General features: G+C 37.9%; 19 protein-coding genes. 7 read left to right on the top strand and 12 right to left on the bottom strand.

The window, feature by feature from the left end:
* Positions 1 to 23 precede the first annotated feature (23 nt).
* A complete protein-coding gene (locus L1S31_RS07745) occupies positions 24 to 1,802 on the bottom strand; it encodes a tetratricopeptide repeat protein (RefSeq protein WP_236464152.1) in 1,779 nt (592 codons plus the stop codon).
* A gap of 220 nt (positions 1,803 to 2,022) precedes the next feature.
* Here L1S31_RS07745 and L1S31_RS07740 point away from each other — a divergent pair, with 220 nt between their 5' ends.
* A complete protein-coding gene (locus L1S31_RS07740) occupies positions 2,023 to 2,481 on the top strand; it encodes a response regulator (RefSeq protein WP_236464151.1) in 459 nt (152 codons plus the stop codon).
* Positions 2,482 to 2,495: 14 nt separating this feature from the next.
* Here the strand turns inward: L1S31_RS07740 and L1S31_RS07735 are convergent, their stop codons facing one another.
* The 3 genes from L1S31_RS07735 to L1S31_RS07725 are packed head-to-tail and all read right to left on the bottom strand — an operon-like array spanning position 2,496 to position 4,325.
* Complete coding sequence (locus tag L1S31_RS07735; protein ID WP_236464150.1) at positions 2,496 to 2,978, bottom strand: YdeI/OmpD-associated family protein; 483 nt, start codon at positions 2,976 to 2,978, stop codon at positions 2,496 to 2,498.
* A 1-nt stretch (position 2,979) separates the two neighbouring features.
* Complete coding sequence (locus tag L1S31_RS07730; protein WP_236464149.1) at positions 2,980 to 3,438, bottom strand: DinB family protein; 459 nt, start codon at positions 3,436 to 3,438, stop codon at positions 2,980 to 2,982.
* A 5-nt stretch (positions 3,439 to 3,443) separates the two neighbouring features.
* Positions 3,444 to 4,325, bottom strand: a complete 882-nt coding sequence (locus L1S31_RS07725) for a T9SS type A sorting domain-containing protein (RefSeq protein ID WP_236464148.1) — start codon at positions 4,323 to 4,325, stop codon at positions 3,444 to 3,446.
* Between the two features lie 111 nt (positions 4,326 to 4,436).
* Here L1S31_RS07725 and L1S31_RS07720 point away from each other — a divergent pair, with 111 nt between their 5' ends.
* From L1S31_RS07720 to L1S31_RS07705, 4 genes are all read left to right on the top strand, one after another.
* The gene (locus L1S31_RS07720) at positions 4,437 to 4,829 is read left to right on the top strand and encodes a hypothetical protein (protein WP_236464147.1); all 393 of its coding nucleotides are present in this window, start codon (positions 4,437 to 4,439) and stop codon (positions 4,827 to 4,829) included.
* Positions 4,830 to 4,900: 71 nt separating this feature from the next.
* Positions 4,901 to 5,848, top strand: a complete 948-nt coding sequence (locus L1S31_RS07715) for a transporter (RefSeq protein ID WP_236464146.1) — start codon at positions 4,901 to 4,903, stop codon at positions 5,846 to 5,848.
* A 47-nt stretch (positions 5,849 to 5,895) separates the two neighbouring features.
* Positions 5,896 to 6,465 carry a Crp/Fnr family transcriptional regulator gene (locus L1S31_RS07710; protein ID WP_236464145.1) on the top strand — a complete coding sequence of 190 codons (570 nt, stop codon included), beginning with the start codon at positions 5,896 to 5,898 and terminating at the stop codon, positions 6,463 to 6,465.
* A 79-nt stretch (positions 6,466 to 6,544) separates the two neighbouring features.
* The gene (locus L1S31_RS07705) at positions 6,545 to 6,982 is read left to right on the top strand and encodes a carboxymuconolactone decarboxylase family protein (RefSeq protein WP_236464144.1); all 438 of its coding nucleotides are present in this window, start codon (positions 6,545 to 6,547) and stop codon (positions 6,980 to 6,982) included.
* A gap of 124 nt (positions 6,983 to 7,106) precedes the next feature.
* Here L1S31_RS07705 and L1S31_RS07700 read toward each other — a convergent pair whose 3' ends face one another.
* Genes L1S31_RS07700 through L1S31_RS07690 form a run of 3 tightly spaced genes read right to left on the bottom strand, consistent with a single transcriptional unit; the run spans position 7,107 to position 10,222 of the window.
* Entirely contained in the window at positions 7,107 to 7,871 is a 765-nt protein-coding gene (locus L1S31_RS07700) for a TIGR02757 family protein (protein ID WP_236464143.1), read from the bottom strand.
* Complete coding sequence (locus L1S31_RS07695) at positions 7,864 to 9,558, bottom strand: LIC_10190 family membrane protein (protein ID WP_236464142.1); 1,695 nt, start codon at positions 9,556 to 9,558, stop codon at positions 7,864 to 7,866. Before L1S31_RS07695 ends, L1S31_RS07700 begins: the two co-directional genes overlap by 8 nt.
* A 4-nt stretch (positions 9,559 to 9,562) precedes the next feature.
* On the bottom strand, positions 9,563 to 10,222 hold the full coding sequence (locus L1S31_RS07690) for an ABC transporter ATP-binding protein (protein ID WP_236464141.1): 660 nt from the start codon (positions 10,220 to 10,222) through the stop codon (positions 9,563 to 9,565).
* A 107-nt stretch (positions 10,223 to 10,329) separates the two neighbouring features.
* Between L1S31_RS07690 and L1S31_RS07685 the strand changes: the two genes are divergently transcribed.
* A complete protein-coding gene (locus L1S31_RS07685) occupies positions 10,330 to 10,623 on the top strand; it encodes a hypothetical protein (protein WP_236464140.1) in 294 nt (97 codons plus the stop codon).
* Here the strand turns inward: L1S31_RS07685 and L1S31_RS07680 are convergent, their stop codons facing one another.
* The 5 genes from L1S31_RS07680 to L1S31_RS07660 all read right to left on the bottom strand — a co-directional run bounded on the left by L1S31_RS07680 (position 10,624) and on the right by L1S31_RS07660 (position 14,850).
* On the bottom strand, positions 10,624 to 10,935 hold the full coding sequence (locus L1S31_RS07680; protein WP_236464139.1) for a DUF6787 family protein: 312 nt from the start codon (positions 10,933 to 10,935) through the stop codon (positions 10,624 to 10,626).
* Between the two features lie 30 nt (positions 10,936 to 10,965).
* Positions 10,966 to 11,397: a DUF6146 family protein gene (locus L1S31_RS07675; RefSeq protein WP_236464138.1), complete on the bottom strand. Its 432-nt coding sequence runs from the start codon at positions 11,395 to 11,397 to the stop codon at positions 10,966 to 10,968.
* Between the two features lie 110 nt (positions 11,398 to 11,507).
* Positions 11,508 to 12,470, bottom strand: a complete 963-nt coding sequence (locus L1S31_RS07670) for a D-2-hydroxyacid dehydrogenase (protein ID WP_236464137.1) — start codon at positions 12,468 to 12,470, stop codon at positions 11,508 to 11,510.
* Between the two features lie 102 nt (positions 12,471 to 12,572).
* On the bottom strand, positions 12,573 to 13,664 hold the full coding sequence (gene serC / locus L1S31_RS07665; protein WP_236464136.1) for a 3-phosphoserine/phosphohydroxythreonine transaminase: 1,092 nt from the start codon (positions 13,662 to 13,664) through the stop codon (positions 12,573 to 12,575).
* A gap of 127 nt (positions 13,665 to 13,791) precedes the next feature.
* On the bottom strand, positions 13,792 to 14,850 hold the full coding sequence (locus L1S31_RS07660; protein WP_236464135.1) for an acyl-CoA reductase: 1,059 nt from the start codon (positions 14,848 to 14,850) through the stop codon (positions 13,792 to 13,794).
* A gap of 99 nt (positions 14,851 to 14,949) precedes the next feature.
* Between L1S31_RS07660 and L1S31_RS07655 the strand changes: the two genes are divergently transcribed.
* Entirely contained in the window at positions 14,950 to 15,300 is a 351-nt protein-coding gene (locus L1S31_RS07655) for a 4Fe-4S dicluster domain-containing protein (protein ID WP_236464134.1), read from the top strand.
* The last annotated feature ends 51 nt before the right edge of the window (positions 15,301 to 15,351 follow it).

The raw sequence follows: 15,351 nt of genomic DNA, 5'->3' as shown, positions 1-15,351 counted from the left end.
TTCGGCAGTCGCTGCGCTCGTGTCTATTTTGATGGGTTTTGGTTGTTGTTTTGTTGTTTTCCCAGCGCTTCTTTTGCAAATTTTAAGTTCTCTTCACTTATAATGATGTGGGGATGATCTGCCGGCAGGAATTTTTTAAATATGTTTATTGACTTCTCGGAGTATTGTATCGCTTTTTCATATTCACCTTTCATAAGGTAGGCTATCCCCAAATTATTATAACTTATAGCAATTTCAGGATGTTCTTCATCCACAAATTTTAAATCAATTGTAATTCCAAGAGTTAAATATTCGATAGCTTTATCAGTCTCGCCCTTATTTTGATAGCATATTCCTAAATTATTATAACGCGTTGCTATTGTTGGATGCACTTCATTAAAAACCTCTAAGTCGATTTGAAGCGCTTTTTCATGGTACTTAATAGCATTGTCATATTCTTTTTTACCAGAATAAGCCAGTCCGATGATACTATTGCAAACAGCCACTTCATGGTTTATTTCTCCACAAGATTTTGTCAGGATTTCAAGTGCTTTCTTACTCAGCTCAATAGACTTATCAAATTCGTTTTTTTTCCAAAAGGTCGCAGCTAAATTAGAATAGGAAGTCCCGATATGAACATTTCCTTCTTCATATAATTTTTTATCATTTTCAAGGGTTTTTTCATAAAAACTTATGGCTTTATCATAATTCCCAATACCACTGTACGCTATCCCTAATTGATTGTTGACATATGATTTCCTGCTTTGGTCTTCCTCGCTATCAGTCAATAAACTAAATGACCTTTCATAAATGCTGATGGATTTGTCATAATGCCCTAAGTTTAAAAGCATATTCCCTGTTTCCATGCCCATATCAAAATTACTGGGATTTATCCTTGCTGCCAATTCAAAATACTCTAACGCTTCCTTGTAAAGCAACTGCAATTTGCTGACTTTACCCAATTCATAAAAAGTGGTTGATGTATTTTGAATGCTGTCTTTTGCACTCCTTTTTAGCAATTCCTTAGCTTCTTCGTATTTATTTTCTTTAATAGCTATAAATGCCTTTTCTTTCAAATTGTTATTCTCAATTTGTGGAGCCAACAGCAATTCCAATTCTCCTTTATCCTTTGCCTGCTGTTCCTGAAATTCCTTGCTTTTGTTTAGCTCATCCTGTAATTCCTGCTTCTCTCTTTCTAATGTTATTAATTGCTGCTTTGTTTCATCACTTGGTAATTGTAAAGAATTTTTGAGACCATCAATTTCATCCTGTTTTTCGGTGAGAATTTTTAGCAAAGCCGCAACATCAGCGGGTAAAGGTTTATTATCATTTGTGGTTTCTTGTGGAAACGCCTGCGCCAAATACAAATGAAGGCTTTTGTTTAATTCCAATTCAAAATCCTTTAAATCAGTATAGTCAATATATAGGGACGAGTCGTTCAAACTTTCCTTAAATTCAATCAGTTCAGTCCATTTGGCAATTTCTTCCCTGGTTTTTGGAGAAAAGCCCTGTTTGAAAAAAGGGATGTGTTTCTTTTTGAGCTTATCGGCCAATTCAAATTCTTCTTTAGTGTATTTTCCAATCTTGGAATTAAAGATGAACAGGCATAACTGGCTTTTCTTTAAATGTGGATTGATTGCCTTTTGGATGCTTTCAAAATCCGGGAAATTACCTTTGGGTAAATCATATTCCCACTCTATTGGCACCAGATTTAAATGGGGATGGCTTTTATTGATTTCATTCAATATTAAGATGCACTTTTTTCTTTCCTCTGCTACTTCCGCAGAAGAAGCGATAAAGATATGTACTAACTTTTGCTCCATAATATTTTGATTCTGACAATCAAATATAAAAAATATTCACAAGAATTTTCACTCACAATTCACATTTAGCGAATCTTATCCACAATTTAAAAACATTAATTTAACATGCTAAGCAGTCATTATTGATTAATTATCACTAACTTAGCTTGCTATTAATTTATTACAGGCATTCAATTCGTTCCTAACCCGGATTTTGTTTCTGCAATATAATGTCACCGCTATGACACAGAATCCGACTAATAACAGGCATATTTTTTTGGTAGATGACGATCAGGAAGACAGGGAATTATTCTCGGAAGCGCTTTCGTATGTCAACAAATCTATCAGTCTTACTGAACTGCCCAGCGCTTTCAAATTGATTGAAACGCTCAACAATCCCGATACACCACAACCCGAAATTATATTTTTAGACATTAATATGCCCAAATTAAATGGGCTCGAATGCCTGAAAAAAATCAAGTCGACCCAAAAATTTAAAGATCTTAAGGTTGTTATCCTTAGCACTTACTCCCATGCCGATGATATTGAAGAAGCTTATCAGAATGGAGCGAGCTGTTATTATGTAAAGCCTACTTTGTTTGATAACCTTAAAAATATTATTTCCGGTGCGCTTGAATTTAATAGCAATGATAATTGTATCCCAAGCAAAGAAAAATTCCTGGTAAAATACCTGGCGTAAGCTGTTTTTATCTTTTAAGGTTTATCCCGTCCAACAAATTTATTTTCACCCTTTAAAAAGCCAATGGCTTTGGCTATATTTTTTGTAATGCTTTCCTCGGTTTTTAAAGAGGAAATATAACGGATGATTTCCTTCTGCCTTGATGCAGGCAACAAATCAAATATATCTTTGGCTTCCTTATTTTCCTGAAACGCTTTTGTTAATTTGGGATGAGGCTTCAGCGTTCGGTCTTTTGGGTCAAAAGCAATACCGACATCAATTATCTCACCAATCCTTTTGGGAGAATCCTTGAGCATTGTGGTATTGATATACAAACGCCATTCGCCACTATATCGAACTAAGGTTTGTGTGTAGGCTTTGTAATTGATTGTCCCGTAAATGGGAATGTGTCCCTTACTTTTATTCGCCTGGTCAAAAATTGCTTCCAATATCTTTTCGGGCACAAATACAAATGGATTGATTCCGATTATCTTTATTTCTGCCTTGAACTGCTCCACTTTACAACAGTTTTGATAACAATACAATCTGTCCCAAATGATAGGCATCATGCTGTATGATGCCCTGTATGTGCTCGTAATAGGTCATATTGTTTACCGGATATTGCTTCTCAAAATCTTCAATTTTTACATTTTTTAAGAAATGAAGCCAATGGCTTTGGGTTTCCTCCAGCTTTTTTAAGACCTCAGTCCATGCTTCTTCCGTGGTATCTTTTACTTCCACAAAATAATTGTGTGAAGGTGTTTTCAAAGTATTGCCGTGAACACGCTGAAGCACATTCTGCCTCCAGCTTATCAGATGGTTTGTGATTTCCCAAATGGTATTGCAATTGGGCAAAACCCTTTTTGATGCCTCGCCTGCAGTTAGGCTGCTTAAAGTGGAGACGATATTGATATCAATCCATGGATCGCCATGGTATAGCTTTTCAAACAAACTGCTTATGCGCTGCTGCTCGGTCATGTGAATTAGTCGGCTACGATTATTTTATTGGTAGAAAGTAATTTTCCTTCCTGGACAACCTGTACAAAATATACTCCGTTGTTTAGATTCTCTCTTTTGATGATAGCCGTATCACCATTAACATCAGCTATTTCCCTGATTAGCTGCCCAATTGAATTATACATTTTCACAGTGGCATTTTCAAAATTTACCTTTGAGCTGATTCGAAGTTCTGTGTTGAATGGGTTTGGACTATAACTAATCTGATGCCTCATTTGGTTTATTTCCTCAACACTCAAAAGTGCCGAACAATCAGTTGGAGTAGGCTGTCCATTGGCTAAACCGTGATTGTATATTCCAACACCGTTTTGTGCACTGCATCCCAAATAGATATAAGGGTCACTTAAAAACATGTCAAATTGTGGCTTCAACGGATGGCGGTTACTGCCAACACCTTCAATCCAGGTTTCACTTTGCCCGGCAAAACTTCCAATCCAGTTGATTAGGTAAAACTTTTTCCTTGTGCCTCCGTTTACATTTACATCGGTAATGCTTTGTACTGTATAATCCTTGCCGTTGGCCAAAACAATATGATTCCCAACCTGAAGGCTGAAATCATATAATAGTTGGTCAACACCGTTGACATTTCGGTAAACCTTTCTTGCAGCAACATCTTCCCTGACATAATTATCAGTGCTGTAAACTGTTTGGTCAGTATATTTTTTGTAGGTGTAAGCTCCAATCGTAACATTAGTAGCCGGACCCATAACAAAACTCTGCTCACCGCCAAAGTTGGCGCTTTTTACAATCCAGGTCGAATTGTTGAGCATTGGGACATAAGGCTGTGCAAAGGAGTTTGCGGCAAATAGAAATAAAAAGGTAATGGAAAGGAGTAGTTTTGCTTTCATAGATAGATTGGTGTTGTTTTGTGCTAAGATAGGGAATATCCCAACTATTTCAAAAAAAATACTGGAGCCTTGACTAAAAAATAATAGTAAAGCCGTAAATTCGCGCTCAGTTTGAAAGCAGTATTTTCCATATCATTTTTAGTTGCACTTCTTTGGCAGCCCTTTTATCAAATGGGATATATAAGTTATTGGGAAATCAACAAAGATCAAATTGCCAAAACCGAATGTATCAATAGGTTCAAACCAATGATGCATTGTAACGGGAAATGCCAATTGTACCGACAGCTTAAAAAAGCAGCCGACGAAGAAGCAGCAAACAACAAACTCCCAATGGCAGTCCTAAAACTCAAACCAGTGGATTCCTTTATTGAAATGACAACTTTTTGGCAGCCAAATATCATTAAGGTTTTAGGTAAAAAGACTGTTTTTTCAAATTACTCAAATTCCCCATTAAATGGCTATTTAACAGATTTGTTAAAACCCCCACAAGTGTTATCCTGGTAAAACCGTTCAACAATTCAGGCTTTCAATCTTTTGACAGCCTCGTTTACTATGCTTTAACATAAAATATCAAAATGAAAAAAACAATCTGTGCGGTTGCGGCATTCTTGCTGTCAACCTATGGCTACAGCCAATGTGCCTGCTGTGCCGGCGCCGGAACCGGTGCTGCCAATGGCGATTACAATAACGGAATCCTAACGCTAAATAAAAACCAATTCGTATTAGAAACCTATGCCGATTACCGGAAAATCAATCAAAATCTTGAACCCGTAACCGATGTGACCGAAGAAGAGGCACCACTCACCAGTATGTTGATACAATCTCTGGGTGTTCGTTATGGCATAACCAAATCGATTACGGTTTCGGCTTTGCTTCCTTATGTTTTCCTGAATACTGATACAGGAAACGACAGTGGTTTTGGAGATTTAATGTTGTTGGGAACTTTTAATGCATACACTAAAAATAACTTCAGCCTTGCATTACAGGCAGGTATTGAACTCCCAACCGGAATCCAGAAAGATGCCAACTTTGATAACACGACAGTAGTGGTGGGTTCGGGTTCCTATGATCCGATGGCGGGAATCATTCTATCCAAAAGGTGGGACAAAATCACGCTTCAGGGAAATGCATTGTACAAGCACACTACCAAAGGGTTCCATGATAATTATTACGGAAGCATTTCGATTCAAAACCTCTCATTGAGTTATAATATAAAAGGAGGAAATGCATTTTGTGCGCTACCTTCTGATGATAAAAGTGACAAGGCAAAATCAGCATCATCAACTTTGGGTTGGGCTGTATTTGGTGGTTATTATGGCGAATGGCTCGACATGCTTGAAGAGGATGGAGAAGTGGACCACGATTCAGGTTATTATTTGGGCTATGCAACATTGGGTAATAATATCAGTTATAAAAAATGGAGTTTTCCACTAACTCTTTCACTGCCTGTAATCCAGAATATGAATGGCGAACAAAATACCGGTGGTTTCCGACTGCGGTTGGGAATAATCAAATCTTTCTAGTTAAAAAGGCATTCCACTTGGAGTGCCTTTTTTAGTATATTTGTGTAATGAACCAACTGATTGAACATATCAAAAGATTTATAGAAATTGATGATGCCGAATCAGCAATAATCCTGTCTTATTTTGAAGAGAAAAGCTATCCTAAAAAGACCCAGCTTTTAGAAGAAGGCCAAATCTGTACCACTCAGTATTTTATCCTCAAAGGCTGCCTGCGCCTTTACATCATTAATGACAAGGGCAATGAACAAACGCTTCAGTTCGGGATTGAAAACTGGTGGATTACAGATTATATGAGCCTGCAGACACAGCATCCAACGCACTTTTATATTCAAACTGTTGAAAATTCACAAGTAATGGCAATCCGCAAAGATGCATTAGATGATTTGTTAGGAAAGGTTCCTAAAATGGAACGCTATTTTCGTTTGATTCTGCAAAAGTCTTATGCGGCTTCGCAAATGCGGATTAAGTTTCTTTACACACAATCAGCAGAAGAACGCTATCATCATTTCAATTCGGTACAACCCGAATTCGTACAACGCATTCCCCAATATATGTTGGCATCGTACTTAGATTTCTCTGCCGAATTCATGAGCAAAATTAGGGCAGGCAAAGTATGAAAACGTTTTCTTGAACTAGTTCAAGTTTTTTGAAACAGATACTGCGGAACTTTGTATCGAACTTTAAAAAACAATCAAAATGAACACAAGAGTAAACATTTTACAGACACAGCCGGAAGCTTACAAAGCTTTGATGGGCATAGAAAAATACATTGCATCCACATCGTTGGATCCTGTTCACAAAGAGCTGATAAAAATCAGGGCTTCCCAAATCAACGGCTGTGCATTCTGTATCAATATGCATACAAAAGACGCCCGAAAAATGGGAATGACCGAGCAACGAATCTATCTTTTGAATGCCTGGAAAGAAGTGCACGGTTTGTACACCGAAGAAGAAAGGGCAATATTGGCAATGACTGAGGAAATTACTTTGATACAAAATCATCTTTCTGATGCAACCTACAACAAAGCGGTTGAGTTATTTGATGAAAACTATGTAGCTCAAATTATCCTAATGATTGCCACAATCAATACGTGGAACCGTATTGCAATTGCTACAGAAATGCAGCCAAGTTAAGATATCTGATACGTCACTTCGAGTGATTTTGTGAAACAAAATTGTATCGAGAAGTTTTATAAAGAAAGTTCTCGATACATTTTTATTTTACTTCGTTAAATAAAAATACTCGAACTGACGATTGTTAAAATCCTTCAAAGACTCCAAGTCCAAATAAAGCGAAATCATATTTCACAGGATCATTCGGGTCAAGTAGGCGTAAAGCAGCATCCAATTCGGCTAACGCCTTGCCGTCATTTTGTTTTCGGGTAAGCAGGCCTAATTTTCGGGCAACGTTCCCGGAATGAACATCCAACGGACAGGAAAGCGAAGCGGGTAAAATGCTTTCCCAGATTCCGAAATCAACACCGGCATTATCCTTTCGGGACATCCAGCGAAGGAACATATTAATCCTTTTTGCAGCCGAACCCTGCGTTGGATCGGAAACGTGTTTGGTGGCACGTTGCTGGTGGCTGACTTCAAAGAATAATTTCTTGAATTCGGCTATGCTTTGCTGCATGGATAAGGGGTGTTGGTTTTTGGCGAAAGCCAGTTCCAATCCACCGTGATTATTGTAGATATGCTGTAATCCCTTTATAAATGTGACAAAATCATTGCTGTTGAATGTCCGATGTACAAATCCCTCGAGGTTTTCAAGTTGGGAATCGTTGTGGTTCATGACAAAATCAAAAGGCGAATTTCCCATTAAATCCATCATCCGTTTGCTGTTATTGATAATCATCTTACGGTTTCCCCAGGCAATCGTTGATGTCAGGAAAGCCGAAATTTCAATGTCTTCCTTCAGTGAAAACTGATGCGGAACCTGAATCGGGTCGCTTTCGATAAATTTCGGATTATTATACAATAAGACTTTTTCGTCCAGGAATTCCTTGAGTTCGGCCTTATTCATCGCCACTGACTTTTTGGGCATAAAAGCCATCACTCAAATCAATGCTCCGCTGTTGCGGAATGTAGAAAAATCCTTTGTGGAAATAGTCTAATTGCAAGGTGTTAATACAGGGCAACTGTCCATTACCGGTAACCCAGAAGAAGGAATTGTCAATAGGGGAATGATAATGCATGTTGCCGACACTGCCGCCTCTATATTCAGGTCTCCATTTGGAATTGGGTTCAGGAATCAAAATGTTCTTAAAATGGAATGTAGTGTTTTGGGATAAATATTTGTTGGTTGTTAAATTGCCAAAGGACATTGGAACGAAGACCACAATCATTATCAAAACTGTGCTCAAAATATAAAATCGAATGATCCATTTTGGATTGGAAAGCCACAACGAAATCAACAATAACAAAAAGAACAGCGTAAAATAAACGTAAAAACGATACTGCAGCGAACTCAGGCACAATAAAACAGCCAATATCAAAAAGGCTGCATAAATCGTCCAAATCGATTTTGACAATTGCTTTCTGATAATGATAATTGGTGAAATCAAAAGCATTAAAATAGAAACCAATCCAATGTAGCCGGTCAATCCATTGTTGAAAAGATACTTTTTGACCATATCGGAAAAAGTCATGATTCCGTAAGCCTCATTCGGAATAAAAAAAGACTGGAGCATGCTTTTGCTGAAGAAAAAATCCATGATGATTGCCGGAACGGTATAATCAAACGCATCAATCCTAAAACACAATAACGGAAACAACGGATAGCCCGTAAGCATGGTGTTTTTTGAAACAAATACTATCAAAACCAAAGCTCCAATCGCACCAATAGTGAACACTTGCTTTTGTACAGCCTTAAAATTATTTATCAATAAAACTATTGGAAACAAGAACAAAACAACCGCTGTGACCTTGATAAAAACCACAAACAAGGATAAAATACTGATAATGACAAATCGGTCTTTTAGGTTGTCGTTTTGCAGATAGACTGAAAACAGGACAAAGCCAAAAATATAGACCGGCAAATCGGGAGAAGGTGCACTAACGAATTGGAACAGGAAAACATAACTCAACGGCAATAAGCCAAAAATCAAATCCGTTGGATTGCCTTTTGTAAAATAGGAGTGTAGCTTTTGGAACGCAAAGAAATTCGCCAGCAGCAGGCAGAATCCGTTCAAATCATTGAATCGGTCGTAAAGAAACGAAAGGTTATAAACACTTTGGGTTATGTGCCAGCCGCTATTTTGCCCTAAAAATAAATGCAGGTTTGCCAAACCTTTGACAAAACCATATTCGTTGAGCCATTTTATCGTTTGGATATAATAACTTTCGTTATCTATGATGAATGGCAGTGTTGCGCTTTGTGCTAAAATCAGCAGGCTGCTTACGATTAACAGGATTCGAATAGGGAAGGAGAATAATTTAACCTGCCTCAATATGCTTTGTAGTATGGAAAGGAATGCTGCTTTGTTTTGGTACCAAAAAATAATTGAAAGCAAGAGCAAAACAATATGGAATCCCATATTGATTGGGCCAAAGAACGCCCAAACCGAAGCCATAATGGTTACTGAAAACAATCCTAAAATAGTAGTAATTACAGTGTCTAGCTGCAGTATGCGCAACGCTTTGGAAAAAGCAATGCCAAAGGTAACTGTAGTAAAAAAAATGTAAAGCCAGCTAAATAGGATAAGTATCATATCGTCACACGATTAGTCCGTCTTTCATGACCAATTTTCTATCGGCCATGTTTGCAAAATCTTCATTGTGGGTAACTATTACAAAGGTTTGCCCAAATTCATCCCTTAATTTAAAAAACAATTGGTGCAGGTTTTCGGCAGAAGCCGTATCCAAATTCCCGGAAGGTTCATCTGCAAAAATGACTGCAGGCTTGTTGATTAAGGCACGAGCCACAGCCACACGCTGTTGTTCTCCACCGGAAAGTTCGTTAGGTTTGTGATTGATTCTCTCGGACAAGCCTAAATAACCAAGCAGTTTTTTGGCTTCTGTTTCAGTTTCCTTTTTGTCTTTTCCGGCGATAAATGCTGGAATGCATACATTTTCCAAAGCAGTGAACTCGGGTAATAATTGATGAAACTGGAAGATAAAACCCAAATGGGTATTTCTAAATTTAGACAATGCTTTGTCTTTCATTATCAAGATGTTTTCACCATTTATTTCAAGTGATGTGTCACTTTCTTTTTTGGTGTTGTCCAGCGTACCCAATATTTGTAACAGCGTAGTTTTTCCTGCTCCTGAAGCGCCCACGACCGATACAATTTCGCCTTTACGTATATGTAAATCGACACCTTTTAAAACATGTAAGTTATCGTAGTATTTATGGATATTTTTGGCAATTATCATTCAAAGTATTTTTCACAAAGTAACAAAGATAGTTTTTAATTAGCTACTCTTTTTGTTTTGAAGTTTGGCATCAGATTTGTAAAGTTCCCAATTCTAAAATTAAAAAAATGGATCAAACTAAATCATTACATTCAGGCAAAACATCCAACCACACAAGAACAGTCAAACTTTGCATAGGCATTATTTTCGACCTGATTGGGATGTCTCCATCATTATTTCCACCGTTAGCATTGATATGGGCACCATTTTCAGCATTTGTTCTGGCAACAATGTACAAAGGAAAAACAGGTAAAATTGCAGGTATTTTCGATTTTGCCGAAGAACTTTTGCCTATTGTGGATTTTGTTCCAACATTTACCATTACCTGGTTTTATGTTTACAAGATAAAAGGGGGGAAGTGATTATTTTTTTTCAAACCAATTAACCATAAATCCCAAGCCACAAGCGCGCAGCATTTTCTTTTCGAATGCCCAAAAAAAGGCAAACTGCCCAAAGAGAAATCCATAACATACCAAGAGTACCTGATACACAGGAAATATAAGGATGATGTACAACGGATAATATTCCCAGGGATTTTCCTTAGTAATATTTAAGCCCGCCAAAATAGGTTTGGAAAGATACGCGGCACTGGAACCGGTAACTGCAAATACGACAATAATGACAAAGAATTGCCAATTTGATTTGATATTCCAGCGTTCCTTAAAGTTTCCCATGATTGTTAAAGTTCCACAAATCTACTCAATTTATGGACTTGGAACAAATCCTGCCAGTTGTTGTTTATTGGTAATCTGAAAATAAACCATATAATTATAAATCAGATAGTTTACTTCATAACCGTAATGGATATTCCTGTCGTAGCTAATCTGCATTTCATATAAATCGCGGCTGTAACGCTGTGGCTGCATCACTCTGCTGTTCCATTCGCTTACGTAAAGTTGATTTTTATTTTCAAGATAGGTTTCTGAGTAAAAACCTCTCGGTTTGGCGCGTCCTGCAAGCCACGTACTAAATCCGGAATCCATTATAATCACCTCATATTCGAGCGAATCATTCGCAATCCTTACTGCATCCGATTTTTTAGTATCCGGTGTTTTTGCTTTTGTGGTAATGTTTTTATCAAAATGGCAGGAAGCCAAAGCAATGATTAAAATCAGTGGTATTATAATCCTCTTCATAGCTGTGTAGTTTGCATAAAATTACAAAAAACAAAGCCTGTTTGTTTCAATTTTAACAAATAAAAAACCACGCGGATGACGTGGTTTTTTTAAATATTTATCAAGTAAGATTATACTTTCTCGGCTTTCAAAAGACTGATAACCTGATCCGCCAATTCGGTTCCAATGCGGTCCTGTGCTTCCAGGGTTGCCGCTCCAATGTGAGGCGTCAACGAAATTTTCGGGTGCATCAATATCTGGATTTCCGGAGTTGGCTCGTTTTCAAAAACATCCAAACCTGCAAACAGGACTTTTTCCGAATCCAAGGCAGCAACCAAGGCCACTTCATCAATTACACCACCACGGGCACAGTTTACGATTCCAACATTGTCCTTCATTAACTGGAATTCGGCTTCACCAATTACATAGCCTTCCTGCGAAGGAACGTGAAGCGTAATAAAATCGGAATGCCTGAAAACGTCCTCCATTGGTTCGGTTATAAACTCAACATTGATGAATTGCCCGTTGTAAAAGTCAACTCTTACTTCGGCTTTATCTACAAATTTATCAGCAGCAATAACACGCATTCCAAGGCCAAGCGCCATTTTGGCCACAGCCTGTCCAATACGTCCAAAACCAATGATTCCCAATGTTTTTCCACGCAGTTCTATTCCGTTGGCATAGGCTTTTTTCAGGCCTTCAAAATTGGTATCACCTTCCAAAGGCATATTCCTATTTGAATCCTGAAGGAAACGAACGCCTGTAAACAAATGTGCAAATACCAATTCGGCCACACTTTCAGACGAAGATGCAGGCGTATTGATGACGTGCAATCCTTTGCTACGTGCATAATCCACATCAATATTGTCCATTCCAACACCACCACGGCCTATGATTTTAAGGCTTGGGCAGTTGTCAATAATGTCCTGGCGTACTTTGGTAGCGCTTCGTACAATAATCACGTCAATCTTGTGTTCATTGATATAATTGGCTACCTGTTCCTGCGCAACCTTATTGGTAAAAACTTCAAATCCCCCATTTTCCAAAGCCTTAATCCCGCTTTTAGAAATCCCATCGTTGGCTAATACTCTCATCTTATTATATTAAATTCTGAATTCTAAATTTTAAATTATCAGGAGCTAATCCCGCTTTCCGCGCTACATGGTAGCTTGCTGCAATCGGGGCTAGGCTCTGTTTTAAACTGTAACTTCGTTTTGTTTTACAACTTCTTCCAATTTTTTCATTACATCTACCAAAACCTGAACACTTTCCAATGGTAAGGCATTGTACATAGAAGCCCTGTAACCACCAACAGAACGGTGGCCCGCAATTCCGGAAATTCCGGCTTCTTTCCACATTTTGTCAAAGGCCTCCTGGTTTTTCTCATCAACCAAAAGGAAGGTTGCATTCATGAAACTCCTGTCTTTTTTGTCGGCAGTTCCAATGAATAAAGGATTCCTGTCGATTTCGTTGTATAATAATTCGGCTTTGGCTTCGTTGATTTTTTCAACAGCTGCAATTCCGCCATTTCGTTTTAACCATTGTAAAGTCAGCAGGCAGGTGTAAACCGCGAAAACCGCAGGAGTATTGTACATGCTTTCCGCCTTGATATGTTTTTCATAATCCAGGATACTTGGAATCGCTCTTCCTGATTTTCCTAAGATTTCCTCTTTTACAACTACCAATGTCGCTCCGGCTGCACCCATATTTTTTTGAGCACCGGCATAAATCAAATCGAATTTGGTAAAGTCCAAACTCCTCGAAAAAATATCCGAACTCATATCGCAAACCACAGGAATATTGGTTTTTGGAAACGATTTCATTTGTGTCCCGAAAATCGTATTGTTACTCGTGCAGTGAAAATAACTGGCATCAGCAGGAATTGTATAATCGGTTGGAATGTGATTGTAGTTTTGCTCTTTAGAAGAAGCCACAACAACCGTTTCTCCAAACAATTTAGCTTCCTTAATGGCATTGTTAGCCCAGGTTCCGGTATCTAAATAGGCTGCTTTTCCATCCACCTTCATCAAGTTATAAGGAACCATCAAAAATTCCATGCTTGCTCCACCTTGTAAAAACAATGCCTGATATCCTTTGCCTTCCAAACCTAAAAGTTCCAATACCAAAGCGCGGACTTCATCCATAACAGCGACAAAATCTTTGCTTCTGTGTGAAATTTCAAGAATCGATAAATCAGAATTATTAAAGTTTAAAACGGCTTGTGCTGATTTTTCAAATACTTCCTGAGGCAGAATACACGGACCAGCGCTGTAATTATGTTTTTTCATGTGACAGATTTCTAATTTGTGAGATGCAAATTTCGTAAACCACTATTTAAAAAGCGATTAGAATTCCGCAATAATTAAGCGATGTTATTAACGAAAACGTTATAGTTCATAACAAACGTTAAGAATATTACAAAGACGTTAAGAATTGCAAAGTGTCCACATTATCAGCATAATCCCAAAGTTTGGGCTTTTGGGTTTGGCCAAATGGGATTGAATTCGGAATCAAATTATTGGAAACGATACATTGGATTTGTTCTGCTTCATTTTTCAATCTTTTTTGGATTTCAGCAACGGTCTCGTAAGTCTCATAAAACACTGAAGAAATAGGAGAGGCGTAGCTTGCATCTTCTTTTAAGGTAAGGAATTCGTTATCCAGCAATTTGAAATTACTCATCAGGAAAACGGCCTTATTGTAATCATAGTTGTTGGAATATTTTTCGTAAAAAATGACATCCTTATATTCGTACATTGCCTTAAAAAAGGCTTCAAAACTATAGTCTTTCGGAACAAAAAGCTTTGAAACATTACGGCATCCCAAACCAAAATACTTAAAAATGTCTTCACCCAAACCAACCAAATCCTCATGTGATTCCGTTCCGTTCAAAACCGCAACAGAATTCCTGTTTTTACGGATGATGCTTGGCTTGTCTTTGAAATAAAATTCGAAATAACGCGCCGTGTTGTTGCTTCCGGTGGCAATGATGGCATCGAAGTTTTCGAGTTTTCCATCGGTAAATGAAATATAACCGGAAAGTTTTGGTTCCACACTAATCAGGTATTTGGCAAGAAACTGTAGCAGATGCTGATCATTCGAAGACATTTTTACCAAGGCTTTATTTCCTGAAATCAAAACAGAAAGGAAATCGTGGAAACCAACTAGCGGAATGTTTCCAGCCAAAATCAATCCGATTGTTTTGGGTTCTTTGACTGGTAGCTCGTAATCCGATAGCCATTCATTCAAATTAACTTCTGTCAAAGCTTCAGCCCATGATTCAATGGAAAAGTAAACCTGTTCAGGTGTAAACCATCCGTTATGTGACTGTGATAGTTCAATTAAATCCTTAAACTTATCAAAATACAAATCATTATGGAGTACATTTGCACGTTGAACCTGTTCATTCAATGTGAATTGGCTTAAAAATTTTCCTAATTCGACAAAAGATAATTTTGTGTTAATAGAATCCATTTAGATTTGTTTATAAAGGGTTTTGATTGTAATTTTGCGCAAAATTAATCTTTTTATCCGCAATAGACGTAAATGTCTTTAGCATAAAGCAAAAATAAAATGGCAATCATTATAACAGACGAATGTATAAACTGTGGTGCCTGCGAACCTGAGTGTCCGAACACGGCAATTTATGAAGGTGCAGATGACTGGAGGTATAAGGACGGAACTTCGCTGAGAGGCAAAATTATTTTGCCTGATGGAACTGAAGTGGATTCGGATGCGGCACAGACTCCGCTTTCGGATGATATTTATTATATCGTTCCCGGAAAATGTACTGAGTGTAAAGGTTTCCATGAAGAGCCACAATGCGCGGCTGTCTGCCCAGTAGATTGTTGCGTTCCTGATGATAATCATGTAGAGAGTGAAGAGACGCTTTTGAACAGGCAGTCTTTCCTTCATAATGAATAAATAAAAAAAATCCTGTGTTTAGAGCACAGGATTTTTTCGTTCAAGTCAGAT

This window comes from Flavobacterium wongokense, assembly GCF_021608265.1.
GTDB classification, from domain to species: domain Bacteria; phylum Bacteroidota; class Bacteroidia; order Flavobacteriales; family Flavobacteriaceae; genus Flavobacterium; species Flavobacterium wongokense.
This window is presented reverse-complemented; position numbering and strand designations above follow the sequence as displayed.